This is a genomic window from Flavobacterium sp. M31R6, assembly GCF_013284035.1.
Lineage (GTDB): Bacteria > Bacteroidota > Bacteroidia > Flavobacteriales > Flavobacteriaceae > Flavobacterium.
The window spans coordinates 658,228-685,152 of the sequence record NZ_CP054141.1; the positions used below are offsets into that span (position 1 = coordinate 658,228).

Sequence of the window (26,925 nt, forward strand, 5' to 3'; positions counted from 1 at the left end):
CAAAGAATAAATTAGAGTTTGAATCATAAAAATATAATAAACATGAAAAAACCTACTTTTTCTAAAATTGTTCATTGGATATTGTTTCTGTTTGAAAATTTCTTCCAAAAGAATTCGTTTGTTTATACATCTAAAATAAAAGAATTTGATAATTCGAGTGAAAGCAGTTATCTAGGAATTAACTGTTTTAAGAGACAGTATAATTTTTCTTTATTTCTGCTCATAGCATTTTTGTTTACTAGTGGACTTTCATTTTCACAGTTAGGGAAAGCGTTCGTGCCTAGATTACCAGGTGGAAATATGCGTATCAAGGGTGATGTTATTTTTGTAGGGAATAGCATGATGAGCCGTACAACAACTCAGCCCGTTTTTAGTGCTGCAGATCCAAATGGAACACCAACCAATCTAGCGACTCTAACAGCCGAAGCCAATCAAAACTATAATACTGCATCAAACAATAATGGTTTCAATCAAGAATATACTGATATTGATACTGATCCCACCACATTTGCGTCCAGTAGTGCGGAGTTGAATATTAATAATAGCTGTAAGCGTGTTGTGTATGCAGGTTTGTATTGGACGGCCATATATCCTTATGAAAGAAGTACAGCTTCAAATTCCGATACCAAAGGAACTCCCCGTTTAAATGATTGGAATCAGATTAAATTTAAAGTTCCAGGGGCTGCAAATTATACAACTTTAGTTGCTGATAATGCTGCCGATCCTGTTGGAGATGAAGATGAGATTATTTTTGATGGGTACAAAGCACCTCCCGCAACTTCGTTTACTAATTCACCTTACGTTTGTTATAAAAATGTAACAAGTATGTTGCAGTTATTGGCAGACCCGAACGGGAATTATTTTGCGGCAAATATTAGAGCTGCAAAAGGGAAAAAAAGTTCTGGTTCAATGGCCGGCTGGACTCTGGTTGTTGTTTATGAAAGCCCTACATTACCAAGTAGATACATTTCTACTTTTGATGGTTTTGCTGGGATAACTAGTGCATTAAAAAATCTAGATTTTTCTGTTAATGGTTTTAAAACTTTACCCTCTCCACTTCCTGTTAGAGCTACAATCGGAGTAGCAGCTCAAGAAGGGGAATCAAAGCTTTATGGGGATGATTTGCTTATAAAAGCCAATACCGTTGCGGCCTATACTTATGTAAACAACTCTTTGAATCCTTTAAACAATGTCTTTAATTCAACCATAACTGTTCCAAGTGCCACCACACCATTTTCGGTCAATGTAAATACTAGAGTGCCTAATAGTTTGAATACATTAGGATTTGATATGGATTTGTTAAATGTCAACAACCCTAATAATAAAGTCATACCGAATAATGAAACTGGTGCAACATACCGTTTAACTTCCACTTCAGATACTTATGGGGTTTATGTGACTACTTTTGCCGTTGATGTTATTGAACCTGAAATTGTTTTAACTAAAATTGTAAAAAATTCAGCAGGGGTCAATATCGGAAATTCAAATGTAACTTTGGGGGATTATTTAAATTATGAAATTGGATTCAAAAACGTGGGGAATGATGATGCGGATTCTTTTACCATAAAGGATATTTTGCCAGTCAATATTATTTTTGACCCTAATAATATAGTGGTGCCAAGTGGTTCAGGAATTACTTATACCTATACTGCAGCAACACGCACCCTTATTTTTACAATACCTAATAATCTTGTAAAAATAAATGGTAACCAATGGATCATTAAATTTGGAGTTCAAGTAGTTCCTAATTGTAATGACTTGAGTGATGCCTGTTCGGATCAAATTAAAAATCAAGCTTTTGCGACTTATAAAGGAGTAACAAATCCTGCAGTTATTACAGATGATCCAAGTATCTCTGTTTTTGGAAATTGTAACTTAGCAACACCTTCCGCAACAAATTTTTTAGTGGGAGTGAGTGGATGTAAATACACCAGAAAATACCAATTGTGTGGTGCTAATGTTACTATTTCGGCGGCCAATGGTTATGATAAGTATTCTTGGTCTACTAGTCCTACGGGAAGTCCAGTTATTGGAACAACGCAATCCATAACAGTTTCAAGTATTGGAACATATTATGTTCATAATACTGCAATAGCCCCTTGTGTGTCTATTGATGAAACAGTTACTGTGGAACCTTTTGGAACAACATCTGTTAATCCAGTGATTCCTTTTGCGGATGAAGTGGTTACTTGTCCAAACAATGGTAAAGTTCTTCCAAATATTTATTTATGTGGTGATAATGCCAAGCGTTATATTAGATCGGGTGTAACTGATACTAATTCCATCATTTGGGAAAAAAGTAGTTGTGCACTTGTAAGTGGTACAGTATGTGCAGATGAAACTAATGCTTGCACTTGGACACAAGTCGCTACTGGTCCAGATTTTAATGTTAGCGGACAAGGACAATATCGCGTTACTCTCAATTATGTGAATGGTTGTTTTAGCCGTTATTTCTTCAATGTATATGAAAATAAATTAAATCCAACTGCTACATCACGAGATATCATTTGTAATACAAATGGTGAAATTGTTGTGGGAACACCTGCTGCTGGAAGTGGTTATGAATATAGTTTGGACGGTGTGACTTATCAGGCGAGTAATATTTTGCCAATTAATACTCCTAATATATATACGGTTTACATTCGTTCTGTTGTAAATGTTCCAAATCGTTGTGTATTTACAATTCCTGGAATCCAAATTAGAAAGCGTGATTTTACTGTTGCCACTACAGTTAATGATCCTTTGTGTAATGGAGGAAAAGGGTCTTTGAAATTGGCAGCCAATGATGTTCGTGCCCAATACTATTTTAGTATTTCTAAAGGTGGAATACCAGTAAATAGCGTTGGACCAATTAGCCCAAATGATTATACCTTTAATAATCTCGATCCAGGGCTGTATGATGTTAAAGTCACAACTGATGACGGTTGTATTTATAACGGAACTGCAACATTGGTTGAGCCAGCAGTTTTGACTGCAACTGCAGCAATTACCAAACCATTAACCTGCGAAAGTGGCGAAATTACTGTAACTCCAGTTGGTGGAACAGGTCCTTATACTTATTTTGTAAATAGCACTACTGATTTTCAAGGGTCTCCTATTATTCCGGTTACTGCAGCTGGCACCTTTAATATTAGAGTAGTTGACTTTAACAATTGTGAAGTTACTTTAGCTCCAATCACAATCAATGATAATCCAAAACCAATATACACAGTTCCGTCAACTAACATTAAATGTTATGGTTCTAGTACTGGAGAAATTAAATTCAATGTAACCAATGCCAATGGATATAATTTGTCTTACAGCATCGATAATGGTGTTACCTATTCTTCTAATGGTACTTTTTCAAATTTACCTGTCGGTACTTATACAGCCATGCTTAAATATTCTTTAGGAGGAGTAGATTGTTTTGATCTGCCACAAACGATTGTATTGACTGAGCCCGGGCAGGCCTTGACTGCGTCAGCAGGTGTGTCAGAATTAGCCGGTTGTGGTGATGGTGTAACAGTTCCTAAAAATAACGGAAAAATCCGTATTACTAATCCTCAAGGAGGAATTGCACCATACTTGTACAGTTTTGACAATCAAGTGACTTGGTCGCCAATAAACGATGCATACAAGGCACCAGGTACTTACACTGTTTATATAAAAGATGCCAATGATTGTATTTATGCTATGCCAGGCATTATTATTGATCCGGAACCTGTTGCACCTAGTATAAATGTTAATACACCTGTAGATTTCAATTGTGATGGTACGGCCACCAGTAAAGTTATAATTAATAATCCAGGGCCAGCTTCGTATTCATATGATTATTATTTGGATAATGTAAAAAACACTAACGTACCATCGAACGAATTTATAAATGTTCCAGTTGGTACTCATGCTGTTAGAGTTGAATACAAAGTTACTTCTGTACCTACTTACAGTAATTTATTGAAAGAGGATTTTGGTAGTGGAGCTCCAACAACCACTTCGGGAATTGCAGCTGCTTATTGTTTTAATGATCAACATGTTTTAGCACCGTATTCTTGTCCAAATCCAACACGTTCTGTTGAAGATAATCAATATTCAGTGGCAAGTGATTTTTGGAGAAGTGACGACCCAAGCGGAACTAATTCCGGAGCATGGTATCACTTTAAAGATCATACAACGGCGGGAGCTGATCCAAAAGGGAGATTTTTATTGGTAAACATTGGTTCAGCAGCAGGACCTAATGGTGTATTATATAGTAAGCCTATAGTTGATGTTATACCTAACCAACCGGTGAAAGTTGATTTTTATGTGGCCAATTTGCTTAGAAGCGGAATCAATGGAGCTGCTCCTGACATTTTGGTGCAATTAGTTGACGGAAGTAATACCGTTGTAGCGCAACAATATACTGGTCTTATTGCGAATGCTTCAAATGATCCGAATCGTAACAAATGGGTACCTATTTCATTGACATTGGATCCTGGTAGCAATATCAACTTGAAGTTTGTAGTGCGCTCGGGTAGTATTGTTTATAGTGGTAATGATGTGGTTATTGATGATATCAGTGTTTACCAAGTTCCAAAATCGTGTATTACTACTAAAGATTTCACCGTAGTAGTGCCGACAGGAAAAGCTTTTACAGGGTCAATAACTGGTTTTAAAGACGCTAAATGTAATGGTGCCAATGATGGTGAAATTACTATTGCAGCACAAAATTTTGGTGCAAGCTTCCAATATTCTATAGATAATGGTGTAAATTGGACAACATCTACAACATCTCCTGTAACAATTCCGAATTTAGCAGCTACAACTTACAACATAAAAATAAGACCCGATGCTACTTCTGCAGTTGCATGTACCAAACCATTTACTCAAATTATTGCTGCTCCAGTTGCTATTGGAGCGAGCACAACAGTTACAACTTTGGCTACTTGTAGCACAGGAGCAACAATAACTACTACTGCTACAGGTGGTACGCCCGCTTACGAATATGAGTTAAGAAATGCAGCAGGAATTACAGTTGTTAAGGCTTACCAATCAAGTAATAAATTTACCAACGTGCTACCTGGAAGTTATACGATTTTTGTTAGAGATGCGAATCTTTGTTCTAATCCTGTGGGTGTCCCAGTTACAGTTGTTGCACCAACTGCAGTAACGGCTGTTTTAGCAGCAACTTCAGATTTATGTTATGACACTATAGATCAAGCCAAATTAGTAGTAACTGCAACCGGTACAGGTACGCTTACTTATCAATTAGACTCGAATGCAGCTCAAAGCAGTAATACTTTTACTAATGTTGGGCCTGGAAATCATACTATAATTGTAACCGACAGTAATAATTGTACGGCTACAATTTCGAATATTATCATTGCAAATCAATTACTTCCAGTGGCGAGTGTTACAAAGACTTTGGATTGTAGTGTGGCAACTCCAGATGCAGTTATTACAGTAAACATTGCTGGAGGAACAGGACCTTATACTTATACCGTACAAAAGGGGGCTAATCCTCCAAGTGCTGCTAGTGCTCCAAGTGCTGCGTTAAGTTTTACTCAGAGTGTAACCAATGCCAATGCCGATACTTATACTTTTGTTGTTACAGATGCAACTGGTTGTAGCGCAACAACAAAGGCTACGGTTAATGGATTAGTTCCTGTATCGGCCACAACAACAGATGTAAATCCGACCTGTAATGGAGGGACGAATGGTTCCGTTAAAATTGCAGCATCAGGAGGAGTTGGTCCTTATACTTATAATTTCAACGGACTGGGTTCATCTGGTACGACTTTATATACTGGACTGCAGGCAAATATTGCTTATCCTTATGTAGTTACGGACAGTAAAAACTGTACTTTCAGCGGTTCAGTTACATTGTCAGAGCCAGTTACAATTTCAGGGATTGCAGTAGTTACAGTACCTTATACGTGTTTGCAGAATGCGACTGTTGAAGCGCAGTCCGTTTTAGGAGGAACAGGAGCTTACCGTTACAGTATTGACGGAACTACTTTCCAGGTTTCCCCAACATTTACAGGATTGACAAATGGCACTTACACGATTACCATTAAAGATGTAAACAATTGTACTTTTGTTACGGCACCTGTTGCAATAGTGCCTTTGGCACCTCCAACGGATTTGACTTTTTCAAATACTGCTTTGATGTGTCCTGCAAATAAAACGGATGTTACTATAACAGGTACAGTTGGAGGATCAGGAACAAAAACATATCAGATAACAGCACCTGCTGCATCTGCTACACCATACCAATTATCAACTTTATTTTCAGGATTAGCGCCAGGAACTTATACATTCCAGGTAAAAGACGATAAAGATTGTACTTATCATGAAGATTTTACTATCAATGCTTTGCCGGCAGTAACGGTAGTCGGTCAGTTAGTAAACAATGTACAGTGTTTGGGTTCTTCAACAGGAGCGGTTCGATTCACAGTTTCAGGAGCGACTAATTTCACTTATACCATAAACGGAGTTGCCCAAGGAGTTGGAGCATCACCAATTAACCTTACGGGATTGGCTGCCGGCCCTTATGCTATAGTAATTACGAATACGGACACTAATTGTACGGCAACTACTTCGGTAACGGTGAATCCACCACCGGCTGCTTTGGCGGTTAATAAAACAGTTACGCCAATAAAATGTGGTACTAACGGAAGCGTTGTAGTAGCAGCCTCTGGCGGATGGGGAGGTTATTCTTACACATTAACTCAGCCTGATACATCAATACTTGGACCACAAGCAAGTGCTACGTTTACTAATTTATCTCAAATAGGCACTTATACGATTAGTGTTACTGACGCTAATAATTGTTCGGCTACCGATACGTTTGCATTAACGACACCAATTCAGCCAACGGCAAGTATTGCAGGATCTGATTTGTGTTATGATACGACGAATCAGGCTACAATAACCATAACAGCTTCATTAGGTGTTTCACCATACCAGTACAGTATTGACAACGGAGCAACGTATCAATTAAGCAATACTTTTGCCAATTTAGCACCAGGGAATTATTCTATTATGGTTAAGGATGCTTACGGTTGTACATCAGTTGCTTTGGCACAAACAATCGATGCGCAGTTAAAAGCAAATATAGTTTTAACCAAAGATTTAGATTGTAATGCTTCACCAGATGCTATCATTACAGGTACAATTTCAGGGGGTAAGGCTCCCTATACAGTAAGTGTAGTTTCGGGAACAGGGACCTTAACGCAACCAGTTGGTTTAGGAACCACTTTCACTTTTACAAGTACAACACCAGGAGCGAATCAGTTTCAGGTAACCGATGCAAATGGATGTCCGGCAAGTACTGGAATCATTACCATTAATGGATTAGTTCCTGTATCGGCCACAACAACAGATGTAAATCCGACCTGTAATGGAGGGACGAATGGTTCCGTTAAAATTGCAGCATCAGGAGGAGTTGGTCCTTATACTTATAATTTCAACGGACTGGGTTCATCTGGTACGACTTTATATACTGGACTGCAGGCAAATATTGCTTATCCTTATGTAGTTACGGACAGTAAGAACTGTACTTTTAGTGGTTCAGTTACATTGTCAGAGCCAGTTACAATTTCAGGGATTGCAGTAGTTACAGTACCTTATACGTGTTTGCAGAATGCGACTGTTGAAGCGCAGTCCGTTTTAGGAGGAACAGGAGCTTACCGTTACAGTATTGACGGAACTACTTTCCAGGTTTCCCCAACATTTACAGGATTGACAAATGGCACTTACACGATTACCATTAAAGATGTAAACAATTGTACTTTTGTTACGGCACCTGTTACAATAGTGCCTTTGACACCTCCAACGGATTTGACTTTTTCAAATACTGCTTTGATGTGTCCTGCAAACAAAACGGATGTTACTATAACAGGTACAGTTGGAGGATCAGGAACAAAAACATATCAGATAACAGCACCTGCTGCATCTGCTACACCATACCAATTATCAACTTTATTTTCAGGATTAGCGCCAGGAACTTATACATTCCAGGTAAAAGACGATAAAGATTGTACTTATCATGAAGATTTTACTATCAATGCTTTGCCGGCAGTAACGGTAATCGGTCAGTTAGTAAACAATGTACAGTGTTTTGGTTCTTCAACAGGAGCGGTTAGATTCACAGTTTCAGGAGCGACTAATTTCACTTATACCATAAACGGAGTTGCCCAAGGAGTTGGAGCATCACCAATTAACCTTACGGGATTGGCTGCCGGCCCTTATGCTATAGTAATTACGAATACGGACACTAATTGTACGGCAACTACTTCGGTAACGGTGAATCCACCACCGGCTGCTTTGGCGGTTAATAAAACAGTTACGCCAATAAAATGTGGTACTAACGGAAGCGTTGTAGTAGCAGCCTCTGGCGGATGGGGAGGTTATTCTTATACATTAACTCAGCCTGATACATCAATACTTGGACCACAAGCAAGTGCTACGTTTACTAATTTATCTCAAATAGGCACTTATACGATTAGTGTTACTGACGCTAATAATTGTTCGGCTACCGATACGTTTGCATTAACGACACCAATTCAGCCAACGGCAAGTATTGCAGGATCTGATTTGTGTTATGATACGACGAATCAGGCTACAATAACCATAACAGCTTCATTAGGTGTTTCACCATACCAGTACAGTATTGACAACGGAGCAACGTATCAATTAAGCAATACTTTTGCCAATTTAGCACCAGGGAATTATTCTATTATGGTTAAGGATGCTTACGGTTGTACCTCAGTTGCTTTGGCACAAACAATCGATGCGCAGTTAAAAGCAAATATAGTTTTAACCAAAGATTTAGATTGTAAAACGCCACCGGATGCTATCATTACGGGTACAATTTCGGGAGGGAAAGCTCCATTTACAGTGAGTACGGTGTCAGGAACAGGTACATTAACACAACCGATTGGTTTAGGAACGAGTTTTACTTTCGAAAGTGCAGTATCAGGGGCAAATCAGTTTCAGGTAACCGATGCAAATGGTTGTTCGGTAACTTCTGCAATTGTTACTATTCAACCGAAAGTAATGCCTTCAGGCTCAACAAGTGTAATTAATCTTACTTGTAATGGTTCTGCTAATGGAAGTGTTACTATTACTCCTAGTTTAGGTGTTGCTCCTTTCACTTTTAGTTTTAATGGAAGTGTATTTACTTCAAATGCAACTTATGGAGGTTTGGCTGCGGGAACTTATAATTATTCCATCAAAGACAGTAAAGATTGTCTTTTTAACAGTACTGTAACAGTAACTGAGCCAGCATTAATTACTTTTAGTACAGTTGTTAAAGATATGTCTTGCTCACTTGCAATCGTTCCTGGTTCAATTGAAGTAAAGAATGTAGCAAATGGGTTTGCTCCTTACACTTATGTTTTAAGGAATACTGTAACCAACGCTACTTTGTCTGCTCCTCTTCCAATAGCTTCGATAGGTGCTGATTATATTTTTGCGAATTTAAGTTTTGGGACATATGAATTGATTGTAACAGATTCAAAAGGATGTTCAGTTACCAAAACACCTTTGGATATAGCAGCTCCACCATCAGATTTAGATATTGATTTATCAACACCAATAGTAACCTGTACAGATGGCGCTACAATTGTTGTATCTGTAGCAGGAGTATCGCCGGCTCCTCTAGTACCGCGCTATTCTTTTGGAGTTTATGATATGACAGTTGCTCCTTTTTCGAGTATGTTACTTCCAAATGATCCAGGATTGACGTTACAACATACTTTTACAGGCTTAACACCGGGTGTAACGTATACTTTTGTTGTATTTGATAGTGTTACGGGATGTTATTATTTTGAAAAGGCGGCCGGTGCTGTAATACCACTTACAACATTAACAAGCACTATAGATGTTGTGAAAAATGTTACGTGTACAGGAACACCAACAGGGTCGGTTGTCTTTACCATTGATAATTATGATGCCACACAGGTAAAATATGAAATTTTTAGAGACCAAACGAATGTGTCTACCGGAATTGTTAATTTTATTAATACTGCAGCGCCTTTTACTTCTCTGCCTATTAGCGGATTAACGCCAGGAAATTATTATATTAAATTTACAGAAACAGGCGGTACATACCCTGGATGTACTTCATCATCAACTGTTTTTACAATTACTGAATCTGCAGTAGCCCTTACCGCCTCAGCAAATGTCGATAAGAAAGATAATTGTAATCATACAGGTCAAATTTCTGCAATTGGTCAAGGTGGTACTTTACCCTATCAATATGAGTTGGTTGGTCCTGTAAATATTGGGTATTCTAATTTCTCGACTTTTCCTAATGCTTCATCACCATCAGTACTAATGACGGGTAATTATACAGTTAATGTGAAAGATGCAAATGGCTGTATTGTTCCTATACCAGTATTCCTTGATATAGACCCAACACCGGTTGTTGCTGCAGTATTAAATACACAGTGCGGAATAACCGAAGGTAATTTTGTAATAGATGTTACCTTGCCAACTGCTGGTGTTGCACCTTACAGTTATAGTATTGACGGAGGTGTTTATCAAAGTTTGGTAGCTCCTTTTTCAATAACAGGATTATCATCGGGATCTCATACGGTTGAAGTAAAAGACTTTAATGGTTGTGGAAATGGTGTAGTCACTGTTCCAATTTTGGCACCATTGGGATTAACTCCAACAGTTAGTGCCATTGTAACCTGTCCATCAAATGTTGGAGAAATTAAAGCTACAGCTACGGGAGGTTCTGGAACTTTTACTTATACATTGTTAGATAGTGCATTGGTTGTTTTGGTAGGGCCTCAAGCTTCAGATACCTTTTCAGGCATTGCAGCAGGAAATTATAATGTTAGAGTTACGGATGGAACGTCTACTTGTGACGTTACTAAACCAATTCAATTAATTGCGCCAACACCAGTTACTTTTAGCACAACGGCAACAGATGTAAGCTGTAATGGCGATAGCAACGGAACGATAACTGTTGTTTTACCAATAGCAAATGATAATCCAAGTTATACTTATACTTTGACGGCTACTTCAGGTCCTGCATTAGTTTTAGGTCCTCAGTCCAGTAATCTCTTTACAGGTCTTTCGGCAAGATCCTACGATATTACAGTTACATCTGGCAAAGGTTGTTTTTTAACACAAACTGAAACAGTTGGAACACCTTTGGCGTTACTTGTAGATGCATCATCATCGGTAACTGCTTTTGGATGTGCACCAGACAATTCTGTAAATACAGCTACAGTGACTGTTAATGAAACAGTAGGGACAGGAACAGCACCTTACACTTATAGTATAGATGGAACTAATTATTTCACCACTAATACGTTTAGCATTATAGATACGGGTGTATCTTATGCTTTATTAGTTTATGTGAAAGACGCCAATGGTTGTATTGCTACACGTAATGTTCCTATTACTACATTGCCAAAAATCACTGCTGCGAGCGCAGCAGTAAATGCAGCTATTGATTGTAATAATACAGGATCATTAATCGTAAATGTTATTGGAGGTTCAGGAACCTTTACCTATCAAATGTTGCCAGGAGTTGTTACGCAGCCTTCAAACATATTTACGGTAACGACACCGGGTGATTATTATTTCAGAGTGAATGATGTTACTACAGGTTGTTATTTTGATACGGCTGCATTCACAGTTGCACCGTTTAACACTATTGATGTTGTTGCAACGGCGACTACTCCAGTAACCTGTTTTGGTGATTCAAATGGAGCTATTTCTATTAATGTGTCTGGATATGGAGGTGCATACAACTATGAGGTATTTAATAGTTTAGGTGCTTCGGTAACGACAGGTTCTGGAGATGTATCTCTTTTGAACCCACAACCAATTGCAGGATTGTTGGCAGGGAATTATACGGTAGTAGTAACAGAAACGGCAAGCCCATTCTGTGTGAAAACGTCCAATGTAGTGACGGTTGGTTCACCAAGTGCCGCAGTGTCATTATCGTTTACAACGGTTAACGACAATTGTAATGTGAATGCAGGACAAATAGTTGCCGATGCACAAGGCGGAACCGCTCCATATTTATATCAAATATTACCGGCAGCAGCCACACCTCCTTTGGTTACAGATCCAGGTTGGTCAGGTACTAATACATTAAATGCTGAATCTGGTAATTATGTAATATATGTTAAAGATGCAAATGATTGTCCTCAATCACTACCAGTTGTAATCGGGTTAGACCCAACGCCAGTTGTTGCTGCAGTATTAAATACACAGTGCGGAATAACCGAAGGTAATTTTGTAATAGATGTTACTTTGCCAACTGCAGGTATTGCGCCTTACAGTTATAGTATTGACGGAGGTGTTTATCAAAGTTTGGTAGCTCCGTTTTCAATAACAGGATTATCATCGGGATCTCATACGGTAGAAGTAAAAGACTTTAATGGTTGTGGAAATGGTGTAGTCACTGTTCCAATTTTGGCACCATTGGGATTAACTCCAACAGTTAGTGCCATTGTAACCTGTCCTTCAAATGTTGGAGAAATTAAAGCTACAGCTGCGGGAGGTTCTGGAACTTTTACTTATACATTGTTAGATAGTGCATTGGTTGTTTTGGTAGGGCCTCAAGCTTCAGATACCTTTTCAGGCATTGCAGCAGGAAATTACAATGTTAGAGTTACGGATGGAACGTCTACTTGTGACGTTACTAAACCAATTCAATTAATTGCGCCAACACCAGTTACTTTTAGCACAACGGCAACAGATGTAAGCTGTAATGGCGATAGCAACGGAACGATAACTGTTGTTTTACCAATAGCAAATGATAATCCAAGTTATACTTATACTTTGACGGCTACTTCAGGTCCTGCATTAGTTTTAGGTCCTCAGTCCAGTAATCTCTTTACAGGTCTTTCGGCAAGATCCTACGATATTACAGTTACATCTGGCAAAGGTTGTTTTTTAACACAAACTGAAACAGTTGGAACACCTTTGGCGCTACTTGTAGATGCATCATCATCGGTAACTGCTTTTGGATGTGCACCAGACAATTCTGTAAATACAGCTACAGTGACTGTTAATGAAACAGTAGGGACAGGAACAGCACCTTACACTTATAGTATAGATGGAACTAATTATTTCACCACTAATACGTTTAGCGTTATAGATACGGGTGTATCTTATGCTTTATTAGTTTATGTGAAAGACGCCAATGGTTGTATTGCTACACGTAATGTTCCTATTACTACATTGCCAAAAATCACTGCTGCGAGCGCAGCAGTAAATGCAGCTATTGATTGTAATAATACAGGATCATTAATCGTAAATGTTATTGGAGGTTCAGGAACCTTTACCTATCAAATGTTGCCAGGAGTTGTTACGCAGCCTTCAAACATATTTACGGTAACGACACCGGGTGATTATTATTTCAGAGTGAATGATGTTACTACAGGTTGTTATTTTGATACGGCTGCATTCACAGTTGCACCGTTTAACACTATTGATGTTGTTGCAACGGCGACTACTCCAGTAACCTGTTTTGGTGATTCAAATGGAGCTATTTCTATTAATGTGTCCGGATATGGAGGTGCATACAACTATGAGGTATTTAATAGTTTAGGTGCTTCGGTAACGACAGGTTCTGGAGATGTATCTCTTTTGAACCCACAACCAATTGCAGGATTGTTGGCAGGGAATTATACGGTAATAGTAACAGAAACGGCAAGCCCATTCTGTGTGAAAACGTCCAATGTAGTGACGGTTGGTTCACCAAGTGCCGCAGTGTCATTATCGTTTACAACGGTTAACGACAATTGTAATGTGAATGCAGGACAAATAGTTGCCGATGCACAAGGCGGAACCGCTCCATATTTATATCAAATATTACCGGCAGCAGCCACACCTCCTTTGGTTACAGATCCAGGTTGGTCAGGTACTAATACATTAAATGCTGAATCTGGTAATTATGTAATATATGTTAAAGATGCAAATGATTGTCCTCAATCACTACCAGTTGTAATCGGGTTAGACCCAACGCCAGTTGTTGCTGCAGTATTAAATACACAGTGCGGAATAACCGAAGGTAATTTTGTAATAGATGTTACCTTGCCAACTGCAGGTATTGCGCCTTACAGTTTCAGTATTGATGGTAGTGGTTACCAAACTCAAGCGGTTCCATTTTCAATATCTAATTTGTCATCTGGAGTTCATACTATAGTAATAAAAGATAAGAATGGTTGTGGTAACCCACTTGTTTCTGTTCCAATTTTAGCCCCATTAGCTTTAACTCCAACTATTACAACTACACCAAGTTGTGCTGGTAATGACGGTGTAATTACAGTAGTTGCCTCAGGTGGTTCTGCAAATTATACCTACAATATTGATGGTGGTGCTTTTGGCGGTGCAACTGTATTTAATGGTATTACACCTGTCCTTCATACAATGGGCGTACACGATGTAACCACAGGTTGTGAAGTTTTTGTGCCAATTACTTTAACACCTGCAACTCTTATTACTGGTTTTGCTTTGACTATGACCCCTGTAAGTTGTAACGGCGGAGGCGATGGTACTATTACGGCTACTATGGCTACACCTGCTTCTGGAGTAAATGATAATCCTGTGTATATGTATAGTTTGAACGGTGGAACTCCTCAAGCTTCTAATTTATTTAGTGGTCTTGTAGCCGGTGTTTATACTGTTGATGTTGTTTCGGCTAGAGGATGTACAGCTTCTTTACCTATAACTGTAATACAACCAAATCCAATTGTATTGCCTGCGGCAACGGTCACTCAATATGGTTGTGCTACAGGAAATGCTTCGAATTATGCCACCATAAGCATTGATCCATTAGCGATAACGGGAGGTTCAGGTAGTTATCTGAATTATGAATTTGTAAAAAATGGAACTCCTGTTTATTTGGGGGCCAGTAACAGTTATACTGAAGCTGATCTCCTTGGAGGATCTTATATAGTAAATGTTTATGACAGTAATGGTTGTGTAGGAACCACAATTGTGCCAATCGTTATTGCTCCTTATATTGCTTTGGACAAAGTAAATGTTGCAGTAAACAAAGCAATTACCTGTAACAATCTGGAAGATATAACAGTTACTGTTAGTACTATTGGTGGTACTCCAGCAAATATTGAATATACTTTGGTTGATACAAATGCAACAACTGGTGTAAAAGGTGGAGTTTATCCTCAACAAACGAATAGTAATGGAATTTTCACTGGATTACCGGTAGCGGATTATTTAATTACCGTTAAAAATTTAGACACCAATTGTGAAATCCAAGATGTTCACTATGTAAATGAGCCAAATACTTTTGATTTAAAAATTGATAATATTGTTGATGTTACTTGTTTGAACGGAACCAATGGTGGTGCCAAAGTGATTTTTATCGACAGAATTATTACGGCTACTGATCCTGATCAGGCAGGAGCTTTTGATTACACGATAGTTGATGCTTTAGGAATTGCATACCCAGGAGGTACATCAGCTAATGCTGGTCCAATTACTTTAACTAATTTGGGAGCTGGAACTTATACAGTAACTGCTACATTGAAGAATTCTCCTTTCTGTACAGTTTCGAGAAGCTTTACAATTACTGGTCCAACGGCTGCTTTAAAAGTTAGTGAAACTCATAACGAGATTACTTGTGTGGCACCTAATTCAGGATCTATTTCAGCTACTGCTACGGGTGGATGGCCTGGTGGTTACGAATACAAATTATCAGGTCAGGTAAATGTTGCCTATTCTGCGAATTCTGTCTTCACGAACTTAACCGCTGGAAATTATGTTATAAGTGTTAGAGACAGTAGTGGATGTGAAGATTCAATTCCATTGACACTAAACAATCCAACGCCAATTGCATTTACAGCTAATCCAAGCACGTTGTTGTTAACTTGTAATGGGGATACTAGTGCTAGTATTACGGTAGGAGTGCCAACTGGAGGTCAAGGTTCCAATTATTTGTACACTTTGAATAGAACTTCGGTTGCTCCAGTGATTTCTTCTGGACCGCAAATTTCAAATGTATTCACTGATTTAGGTGCGGGTACTTATACAATCACAGTTACTGATGGTTGGGGTTGTGGAACGACCTCTTCAACTATTACTATTGCTGAACCAAATGTGATTGTGGCTAGTTTGGTAAAAGCGAGTACACAAACTTGTGGTACTCAAGCTACTTTGACCCTTTCTGTGTCAGGAGGAACGCCGCCATACAGCTTTAGTAGTAGTTCAAATTTTGCTGGAAGTATAGCTATGGCTGGGTCAACGGTGACATTCCCGGTAGCTGTAGGGACTTACCATTATTATGTTCGTGATGCGAATGGTTGTGCAAGTATAGTATCCAATGATATTACTATTGATCCATTGCCAGTATTGAATGTTGCAGTAGATATTGTTAACTCTAAAGTAAATTGTAAAGGGGATGCAACAGGTGTTATCATTGCTACTGCTACAGGTGGTTTAGGAAATTATACTTATACACTGTTGAATGGTGCTGGTTTACCACTTGCATTTACAGCGACACAACTGACACCAGGGAATTTTACACAATTACCAGCGGGTTCTTATATTGTTCACGTTGATAGTGGTGACTGTCCTGCTAATTCAATATTAGTTGATATTAAAGAACCACCGACGTCCTTAAATTTCACATATTCTAAAACAGATGTGAAGTGTTCAGGTAATGGTGATGGTACTATTACAGTAAATGGTTTTGATGGTACAGGTATCATTAAATATGCAATAACGCCACGTTCTGATAAGTTTTTGGATACTGGCGTATTCACTAATTTGAAACCAGGGTCATATACAGTAATAATTCAGGATGAAAACGGTTGTTATTTAACTCAAGATGTAACCATTTTAGAACCACAGCCAATCGATGTTAAAGTGGATAAAACTACTGTTCAACAAGAATTATGTGCTGGTGAAAAAACAGGTGCATTTAAGATTAATATTGTAGGCGGAACTGGGCCATACAGTACTAGTATTGATAATGATCCATATACTCTAGGTAGAGATACTTTCTCTGGACTTTCGGGAGGTAATCATTTAGTTATTGTTAAAGATGCGAATTTGTGTGAATTTGAACTTGATGTTTTATTAGACCCAGCGGTTATCCTTAATCCTGTTGCAAGAATATCTAATGATTGTGTAAATGATTTACCTGCCAACAAAGTTACAGTAACCATTGACCCAAGTAATAAGGCAGCCGATGTTAAGTACTCTTTAGACAGTACAGGTATTGAGCAAGACAGCAATTTCTTTACTAATCTAACACCTGGTGATCACTTTATAATGGTACACCATAAAAATGGTTGTGTAGATGCAACGGATACTTTTACAGTTGATAAAATAGACCCATTAGCCATTTCAATAGATCTTGGTGGATTAAATGAAATTGTGGCAACTGTTACAGGCGGGTCAGGTGTTTATCAGTACAGTGTAAATGGTGAGTCAATAGGTCCAAATAATAAATATATTTATTTCAGATCTAGAGACTATGTTGTAACAGTGACTGATAGCAATGGTTGTTCGGTAAAGGCCACTAAGAACTTTGAGTTTATAGATATTAAAATACCACCTATATTTACGCCGACCGGTGATGGTACGAATGATACATGGAAACCAACCAATACGGAAAATTATCCAGATATTAAATTCGTTGTGTATGATCGTTATGGACGCGAAGTAGGTACTTTTGGTGCAGGACAATCTTGGGATGGTAAGTACAACGGAACGGAGTTGCCAATGGGTGATTACTGGTATGTATTGAAATTGAGACATTCTCAAGATGATCGTGAATTTATAGGCCACTTTACTTTATATAGATAACATTTGTAGAAAGAAGATTAGAGAGTGATTAGTTATCCAAAATGAAAAATAAAATGAAAAAGATCTTAATTAGCATTTTCCTCTTGACTGTAACAGCCAGTTACAGTCAAGAGCTTAATGTTCCTGTAGCGACACAATATTTGGCCGATAATCCTTATGTGATTTCACCCAGTTATGCTGGTATTGGAGATAACTTTAGAATCAACCTTAATGGATATCAGCAATGGGTTGGGGTACAGGATGCGCCTCGAAGTCAGGCTCTTTATGCCGACTTTAGGGTATTGGACCAATCCGGTGTGGGTTTGACTTTGTATAATGATTCCAATGGAAACACAAAACAGGCAGGGGGGAAACTTACCTTTGCACACCACATTATTTTGGACTATTATTCCAAACAATACCTTTCGTTTGGGCTTTCGTATATTTATAATTCGTTTCGTATAGATCTTCCAGATTTAGGTAATATTCCTCCCGATGCCGGAATTACGGATAATCGTTCTACTACCAATAATAACTTTGAGGTAGGATTGTTATATCGTAATAAAAATTTCTACGTAAGTGGTACTGCAACTAATATTTTGCAAAAAAACATTGATTTTACCACCACTAAACTTGAGCCAAATTTGCTAGCCAACTATCAATTGTATTCCGGCTATGTGTTTGACATAGGAAATAATGCAGAATTGGAACCGTCCGCCTATTATCAATTATTTCAAAGTGATGGTCGTTCTAATACGGATTTAAATATTAAGTATAGAAAGTTTAATAGATACGAAGATTACTATTGGGTAGGAGCCACTTATCGTTTTTTGAATGACCAAATTGGTCAGCCACTTGGGGTAGGTCCTATGGTTGGTTTTACAAAAGGATATATATCAATGGGCTATTCTTATCAAATTACACTAGATAATAATTTGGCGGCTCATAATTCCGGAACCCATTCCTTAACAATAGGGTTTAGATTCTTGCAAGGTGTTAGTAACTGTCCTTGTACCCAAAGTCCGGTACACGATTAGATATCGATTTTCTTAAACATAAAAAGCACAAATTGGTTCTGGTTTCTCAGAAATAATTTGTGCTTTTTTTTGTTGTATTTCCAATGGATCTGACGCGTATATTTTTATCATTAGGCCACCATTGATTAATGCATATTAATTTTACAAAGTTCATAATGGTTTGTGGTTATTTTGTATTTACATCGATTTCGTTAGTAAATTCATAATTTTTTTAGAATTTTCAAATTTAATACTTATTTAAAAGTTATATCTTTGTTATTCTTTCAAAAACAACTAAAAAAAAGAACCATGAAGACTTTGAATAACTTTGATTTCAATAATAAAAAGGCAATAATAAGAGTAGATTTTAACGTTCCCTTGGACGAAAATTTTAATGTAACTGATGCCAATCGTATTGAAGCTGCAAAACCTACTATAGATGCTATTTTAGCGCAAGGCGGAAGTGTAATTTTAATGTCACACCTTGGAAGACCAAAAGGTGTTCAAGACAAATATTCGTTAAGACATATCCTAAAAACTACTTCAGAAATATTAGGAGTACCCGTTCAATTTGCTGCCAATTGTGTTGGTCCAGTAGCGCAAGAAGCTGCCAATAATTTGAAACCGGGACAAGTGTTGTTATTAGAAAATTTACGTTTTCATGACGAAGAGGAAGCTGGTGATATTGCTTTCGCTAAAGAATTGGCTTCACTTGGAGACATTTATGTAAATGACGCTTTTGGTACAGCACACAGAGCACACGCTTCAACAACTATTATCGCTCAGTTTTTTCCAACAAGTAAATGTTTTGGACTATTATTAGCCAAAGAAATAGAAAGTTTAAACAAGGTTTTGAAAAACAGTGAAAAACCGGTTACTGCTGTTCTTGGAGGTTCGAAAGTATCTTCAAAAATTACAGTTATCGAAAATATTCTTGACAAAGTTGATCACATGATTATTGGTGGTGGAATGACATTTACGTTCGTAAAAGCGCTGGGTGGTAAAATTGGAGATTCTATTTGTGAAGATGATAAACAAGAATTGGCACTTGAAATTTTGAGATTGGCCAAAGAGAAAGGAGTTCAAATTCACATTCCAGTTGATGTTGTTGCTGCCAATGACTTTTCGAATACAGCCGATACGCAAATTGTGGATGTAAGAGAAATTCCTGACGGATGGCAAGGTCTTGACGCAGGGCCAAAGTCACTAGAGAACTTTGAAAAAGTGATTATGGAATCTAAAACTATCCTTTGGAATGGTCCATTAGGCGTTTTTGAAATGGAAACATTCGCTAAAGGAACAATTGCACTAGGAAATTATATTGCTGCTGCTACTGCAAATGGTGCTTTCTCCCTTGTTGGTGGTGGTGATTCTGTGGCAGCCGTAAAACAATTCGGTTTTGAAGATAAAATGAGTTATGTTTCTACTGGTGGTGGTGCCATGTTAGAAATGTTAGAAGGCAGAACATTACCTGGAATTGCTGCAATATTGGACTAAAGTCTTGATATTGGCATTAATGCTTATCCCTTGAATTTTTAAATTGTTAGTTATACTTTTTTGAAAATCAATTTAACCTTTAGTCGCTTTATTTGTGACTAAAGGTTTTTGTTTTTCTATAACACACTAAAAGACAGTATTTTGCGTTATGTTTACAAGTGATAGTGTCTATTGTAACTGCATTAAAGGCTCCATTTTTTTAATTAACATATTTTGCAATTGTATTTAATTAAAAAATATGTTTAAAGTTTTTGATTTGGGTTATTTTTTAAGGAGAAGTCTTTGTCGCTTTTTAAGTTACTATTTCTAATTTTTTTGAAATTATTTGCTTACAAAATTTAAAAAAATAAGTTAAATGTCGAATATTTTTGTATTTTTAACATTATTTATGGTTTGAATTAGAAAATACATTCTAAGTTTGCAGGAATTGATTTGTAATCGTTTGAATAATAGCGAATTGAAATTACAGTTATGACAATAAAAAATACCACCCTTTCCTTTTTTCTTTTGCTTTCTTTTGCAGCATTCTCACAGAATTCCGCGGGGAAAACAGAAATAGTTAGTTATGAAAAACCTGTTTCATATTTAGATTCCATCAAAAATTCTTTTGTTAAATACGATCGTACTGTCAAAACTGATAGTTTGTGGATGAATCAAATAGGTAGTACCTTAGATATTTATAATGATTTGGAAACGGAAATCAATACCGTAAACATTGATAAAGATATTGATAAAGAGTTGCCAACTGAATTGTTGAAAGAGCGATTGGCAGCGATGGATGCTAAATCTCCCTTTAACATCGAATACAATCAGGGGTTGGAAAATCTAATAAAGTCCTTCCTTAAAAACAGACGAAAAGCTTTTGCCAATCAAATGGCGGTTGCCCAATATTATTTCCCTCTTTTTGAAGAGGCATTAGCCAAACAAAATGTTCCTTTAGAAATTAAATATTTGGCTGTTGTGGAATCGGCTTTAAATCCAAAAGCAGTTTCAAGAGTAGGAGCAACTGGTTTGTGGCAGTTCATGTATCAAACCGGAAAACAATACAACTTGAGTATAGATTCTTATGTAGATGAACGTTCCGATCCTTTGAAATCTTCAGAAGCTGCAGCTCAGTATATGACTAATATGTACGCCATTTTTAACGATTGGGATTTGGTTTTGGCTTCTTATAACTCAGGACCCGGAAATGTAACCAAAGCCATTCGCCGTTCAGGTGGACAGCAAAATTTCTGGAATATTAAAGACAAGTTGCCAAAAGAAACCCAAGGCTATGTTCCTGCTTTTCTTGCCACAATGTACATCTACGAATACCACAAAGAACACGGCATTGTTCCCAAAAAAGCTTTAGTTAGACATTTTGCTACCGATACCGTAATGGTTAAAAAAGAAATGTCATTCGCTCAAATCTCCAATTTATTAGATATTCCAGTTGAGCAACTTCAAGCACTAAATCCTTCATACAAACGAAATGTGATTCCAAATTATGAGGGGAAAAGCCATTATTTGACTTTACCTTCAAGCAAAGTGGCTGTTTTTACTTCCAATGAAGATAAAATTTATGCATATGTTCAATATGAAATGGACAAAAGAGAGAAGATTAATGAGGGCAGAAAGTCTAATTTTATCAAAGATTCTACAGCTACTCTGTTAGCATCCAGTACCAAAATTAGATATTATAAAGTGAAGCGCGGCGATAATCTTGGTGATATTGCAAAAAGAAATGATGTTGCAGTGTCCGATTTGAAGAAATGGAATCACCTCAAAGGTAATTCTGTTGCCACAGGTAAATCATTGAAAATAATTATCGAAAAAGATTCGGATTCAAGCAGTGTTCAATTAGCCTTAAATAATAATAAAAATAAAGCTTTAATAGTAAAAGATAATACCAGTATTGCAAGTAAGGAAAACAAAGCAACTGTTGATAAAACAGATACGCTTGTTGCCAATGCAACGAATTTCTATATCGTTCAAAAAGGAGATAACTTAAACACTATTGCCAAAAAATACAACACTACAGTGGCAGAGATAAAAGAATGGAATCACCTTACTTCTCAAAATATTAAACTAGGTGCTTCATTACAAGTTGGTAATCTAGCCGCACCTGTAGCGAATGAAACTGCTGTTGCCGTAGTTGCAGCACCAGAACTTAAAGATATTCAATACGAAGTGCAAAAAGGTGATAACCTTGGAAGTATCGCTAAGAAGTTTGGAGCTTCTTTAGCCGATTTGAAGCAATGGAATAACCTGCATTCAAATAACATAGTTGTAGGTAATTCATTGGTAGTGGCTAAAAATGAAATTGCGATTAACACTAACAATGCTACAGTAGATTCTTTTAAGAAAAAAGACATTGCGACTGCTTCATCCAAAAATGATGATAGCAATTATCTAGTACAAAAAGGTGATTCTTTATTTAGTATTTCTAAAAAATACCCTGGAGTTACAGTATCCGATTTGAAAAAATGGAACAATATTACAGGGGATGATTTAAAACCAGGAATGGGATTGAAAATAAAAGGATAATTAAATAAACTGCAGTATATTTGAAGTCTATTCAGACTTTTCAAAATGAATAAAACTGCCATCTTGTTTTTATTTGCTATCGGGATCCTTTTTTCTTGCTCTAAGAAAAAAGAAAATAGTTCCAGACACTCTACCGGCAAAATTAATGCTATTTCAATTGTTATTGATAATCAATTGTGGAATGGTGTCGTTGGAGACACTATCAGGAATAAATTTGCAAGTCCTGTAGAAGGTTTACCAAAAGAGGAGCCTATTTTTGACATCAATCAATATCCAGCTAATGTAATGGAGGGTTTTGTAACCAAAAGCAGAACGATTATTGTTATAAAAATGGGATCTGAGAATCATTTTGAAGTACTAAAAAACCAATATGCCACTCCTCAAAGTGTATTTCATATTACTGGAAAATCAGTCGCTGAACTTCTGGAATTAATTGAAAAGAAGACTCCAGATATAATCCAGAGTATCAAAAAAGGTGAAATAGCTGCTCATTGGGAATTGTTAAAAGATTCTGTGGTGATTCCCAAAACACTCCAAAATCAATTTCAGCTTGATCTTAAGGTTCCAAAAAGCTATTCTTTCAGTATTAAAAATAAAAATTTCGTTTGGCTAAAAAGAGAATTTTCCAGTGGATGTTCCAGTATTCTGGTTACCCAGTTTCCTAGTGGCAACTTTAATCTGGAGGGCAATATTTTGAACCAGATTGTGAAAATTCATGATTCTATTGGAGCTGGCTATATTAAGGGTGAAGAACCTTCCTCAAACATGTATATTGACACATCCTATCCACTTTATCTTTTAGAAACTGCTTTGGATGGGAAAATGGCCTATGAAACCCGTGGGACATGGCGATTGAAAGATAGTTTTATGTTCGGCCCTTTTGTAAGTTATCTAATCGTAGATCCCAAAAAGAACAGAATTACATATCTCGTAGGATTTTGTTATGTTCCCTCGAAAGACAGACGTGATTTTATGCATGAATTAGAAACGATTTTAAAAGAGGTAAGGATAAATTGATTTTGTTTTGAATACTAATCGTTTTGAGTTTTATATTTGTAAACTTAAAAAAGAGAAAATAATAAAGATTCCAAGAATGACTATAGAATGGAAAATAAAGCCTTTTGAGGCATTATCAGTAAACGAATTGTATGACATACTACAATTGCGAAGCAGGATCTTTGTGGTGGAGCAAAACTGCGTCTATCTTGATCTTGATGGTAAGGATAAAGTCGCTTTGCATCTTTTTGGAATTTATGACGGTAAAATTGTGGCTCACGCCAGACTTTTCAAATCTGGAATTTCTTTTGATAATGCATCGATTGGAAGGGTAACGGTTGATCCCGATTATAGAGACAGAAAATGGGGGCAGGAATTGATGAAAGAAGCAATTTCGGGTATTTTGGAATACTTTGGCGAAAGCCAAATTACAATTGGAGCCCAATTATATCTTAAAAAATTCTATGAGTGCCTCGGTTTTGTGCAATCAAGTGAAATGTATCTAGAGGATGATATTCCGCATATTGAAATGGTGAGAGAGTAATTTGGGTTGCTCTTAGTAGTTTTATAAATAGTAAAGTGGGTTGTTTTTGGACTTTTGTGACCAAAAATAACCCAATTTTATTTCGTTCTTAGATGGTTTTGTATTAAATTTTCAAAATCGAATTGTATTCAGTCGAAGTGTTTAAAATATTTACTGCTTTTTTGATTTCAGGATTATTTTTTATGTAATAATCATAAAGGCCTTCTTGATATTGATAACGTTTGATGATTTCGTCCAGCAATAAACCTTTAATTTCTTTTTGGTTTTTATCCAATAATGCATTTTCCGATTTCTGAAGCGCTGTAAGCAATTGCTGATACTCTACACCAATTGATTCATCCAGTTTTTCTTTTTTGGCAGTTTCCAAAGTGTTTTTTAAAGCCACTTCGGTTTCGGTGTCAAAAGTTATCTTTTTGCTTTTTAGGAATTGTTTAAAATCGGCATAATCGGCATCTGTGATTACTGGGATTTTTGTTCCTAAATTGGGATTTTTATAATAATAGTAAGTGGCATAATTAAAAATACCATCGTTTTTTAAGAGGGCACTTGCAATTGGGCTGGTCTTGGTTTCTTCCATTTCAATGTCCGGTAAAATTCCGCCACCATCATAAACGGTTCGTCCTTTTCTGGTTTTAAAGGCATTGTAGTTTTTGGCATCGGTTCTGATTGCTACGCCGTTTTTGTCTTTATGTGCATAATCCAATGCTTGTATGCATCTTCCCGAAGGTGTATAGTAACGAGAGATTGTTACTTTAAGCTGTGTCCCATAAGTTAATTCTACAGGTCTTTGAACCAGACCTTTTCCGAAACTGCGACTTCCCAAAACTACCGCGCGATCTAAATCCTGCAAAGCTCCCGAAACAATTTCGGAGGCGGAAGCACTTCGTCCGTTAACTAAAATCACCAAAGGTATAGTGGTGTCTATAGGGTCTTTGGATGTTTTGTAGGTATTGTTGTGTTTTTCAATTTTGGATTTTGTCGTAACAATTACCTCATTTTTTGCAACAAAAAGATTGCAGATATTTACTGCTTCGTTCAATAATCCACCAGGATTTCCTCTTAAATCCAATACAATTCTTTCGGCACCTTCTTTTTTTAGTTGTTCCAATGCTTCTCTGGTTTCAGTTGAAGCTTTTCTGTTGAAGTGATCCAATACGATATAGCCTGTTTTGTCATCAATTTTAGCAAAATAAGGAACTGATTTGATTTCGACTTCATCCAATACAATTACAGTCGAATTGGTTTTACCCTGACGAATGTATTTGATATCGATTTTGGTGTTTTTGGAACCTTTCAATAATTGGGAAGCATCGTCTTTGAAGTCTGCCAAAGGGGTGTCACCTATTTGAATGATTTCGTCTCCCGCTTTGAGTCCGGCTTTATCGGCAGGAAAATTTTTATACGGCTCTTTTATGATTAGCTTGTCATCTTTTCGGGTTATTAACGCCCCAATTCCGGTGTATTCACCCGTATTGTTAATTTTAAATTTGAGCACTTCCTGTTCGTTAAAATAAACGGTGTACGGATCAAGCGAGCTCAACATTCCTTTGATGGCATTGTTCATCAACTCTGCGGGAGTTGTTTCATCGACATAGTTTTTGTTCAATTCCTTGAATAGCGTCGTGAAAATTTCCAATTGTTTGGCAATCTCAAAATAGTCGTCTTTGAAACTTACACCAACAAATAAAAAGGCGGAAGCAACAACAGGAATTATGATTTTTTTTTGAAAAAAGGTACGCATGATTATATGTTTTTTTTCTTGAAACGTTTTCTTATAAAATAAAATAGGACTGTTACTATAATAATAAATGGCCAAACTTCTAATAATCCCAAAAAGAAGCTTGAAATGCTATAAAATCCAGATTTAAAGGCATTCCATACTTTGGCTCCATAGGAAATTGTAACGCCGCTTTCTTCTGCAATTGTTTTATAAAACTCTATTGTAATGGTACTCAAAGAGACTTGGTTTTGCATGTATCTCAATTGGCCTTCTTTGGCTTCAATTTCTTCTCGAATAGCTGAAAGTTGAGCTTCAATAGCTAACATTTCAGACATTTTTGTTGCTTTTGCCAAAAGTTCAAGATACCTGTTTTCCAATTTTTTTTTGGCTTTCAATCTGGCATCAATGTCGATGTATTGTTCTGTTACATCTTGCGAACTAATCTCTTTATTGTCAAAATAAGCAACCCCGGTCGAAATTTCTTTTATGAAAGAATCAAAATTTTCACTTGGGATGCGAACAGTTATTCTTCTGTAAATGGAAGCATATTCTTTTCCTTCACTATCATTTTGTATGAAGGCTTTCCCTTTTTTTACAGCAATTTTTATTTGTTCATAAGTGGCTTCTAAATTGTAGGTTTCAAACTTAAGATTACCATTCCTGATTATTTTTTGTTCAATGATTTTGTCTTCTGCTTTAGGAGATTCAGAATTTGTTTCTGCTTCCTCGATCATTTTTGTTGCAGGTAATCTCACCGCTTGGATAGACATTTCTTCGGATGCAACTGCTTCCGCTTTTTTACAACTTAATACTGCGAAAAATAGAAGGGCAATTATTAATTTTGATCTCATGGGGCTGTAATTTATTTTAAAAATACAAAA

The 26,925-nt window shown here is 37.0% G+C and carries 8 protein-coding genes; 6 read left to right on the forward strand and 2 right to left on the reverse strand.

Annotation, left to right across the window (positions count from 1 at the left end):
• Positions 1–42 precede the first annotated feature (42 nt).
• The 6 genes from HQN62_RS02770 to HQN62_RS02795 all read left to right on the forward strand — a co-directional run bounded on the left by HQN62_RS02770 (position 43) and on the right by HQN62_RS02795 (position 24,324).
• Entirely contained in the window at positions 43–17,766 is a 17,724-nt protein-coding gene (locus HQN62_RS02770; RefSeq protein ID WP_173503236.1) for a T9SS type B sorting domain-containing protein, read from the forward strand.
• A gap of 53 nt (positions 17,767–17,819) precedes the next feature.
• Complete coding sequence (locus HQN62_RS02775) at positions 17,820–18,782, forward strand: PorP/SprF family type IX secretion system membrane protein (RefSeq protein WP_173503237.1); 963 nt, start codon at positions 17,820–17,822, stop codon at positions 18,780–18,782.
• A gap of 288 nt (positions 18,783–19,070) precedes the next feature.
• The gene (locus HQN62_RS02780; RefSeq protein WP_173503238.1) at positions 19,071–20,258 is read left to right on the forward strand and encodes a phosphoglycerate kinase; all 1,188 of its coding nucleotides are present in this window, start codon (positions 19,071–19,073) and stop codon (positions 20,256–20,258) included.
• Between the two features lie 471 nt (positions 20,259–20,729).
• Positions 20,730–22,784 (forward strand): LysM peptidoglycan-binding domain-containing protein, encoded by a 2,055-nt coding sequence (locus HQN62_RS02785; RefSeq protein WP_173503239.1) that lies wholly within the window; start codon positions 20,730–20,732, stop codon positions 22,782–22,784.
• A gap of 45 nt (positions 22,785–22,829) precedes the next feature.
• Entirely contained in the window at positions 22,830–23,801 is a 972-nt protein-coding gene (locus HQN62_RS02790) for a DUF4837 family protein (protein ID WP_173503240.1), read from the forward strand.
• Between the two features lie 76 nt (positions 23,802–23,877).
• Positions 23,878–24,324 carry a GNAT family N-acetyltransferase gene (locus HQN62_RS02795; RefSeq protein ID WP_173503241.1) on the forward strand — a complete coding sequence of 149 codons (447 nt, stop codon included), beginning with the start codon at positions 23,878–23,880 and terminating at the stop codon, positions 24,322–24,324.
• 103 nt (positions 24,325–24,427) lie between these two features.
• On the opposite strand, the gene HQN62_RS02800 is transcribed toward HQN62_RS02795, so the two are convergent.
• The gene (locus HQN62_RS02800) at positions 24,428–26,065 is read right to left on the reverse strand and encodes a S41 family peptidase (protein ID WP_173503242.1); all 1,638 of its coding nucleotides are present in this window, start codon (positions 26,063–26,065) and stop codon (positions 24,428–24,430) included.
• Positions 26,066–26,067: 2 nt separating this feature from the next.
• The gene (locus HQN62_RS02805) at positions 26,068–26,895 is read right to left on the reverse strand and encodes a DUF4349 domain-containing protein (protein ID WP_173503243.1); all 828 of its coding nucleotides are present in this window, start codon (positions 26,893–26,895) and stop codon (positions 26,068–26,070) included.
• Between the last annotated feature and the right edge of the window lie 30 nt (positions 26,896–26,925).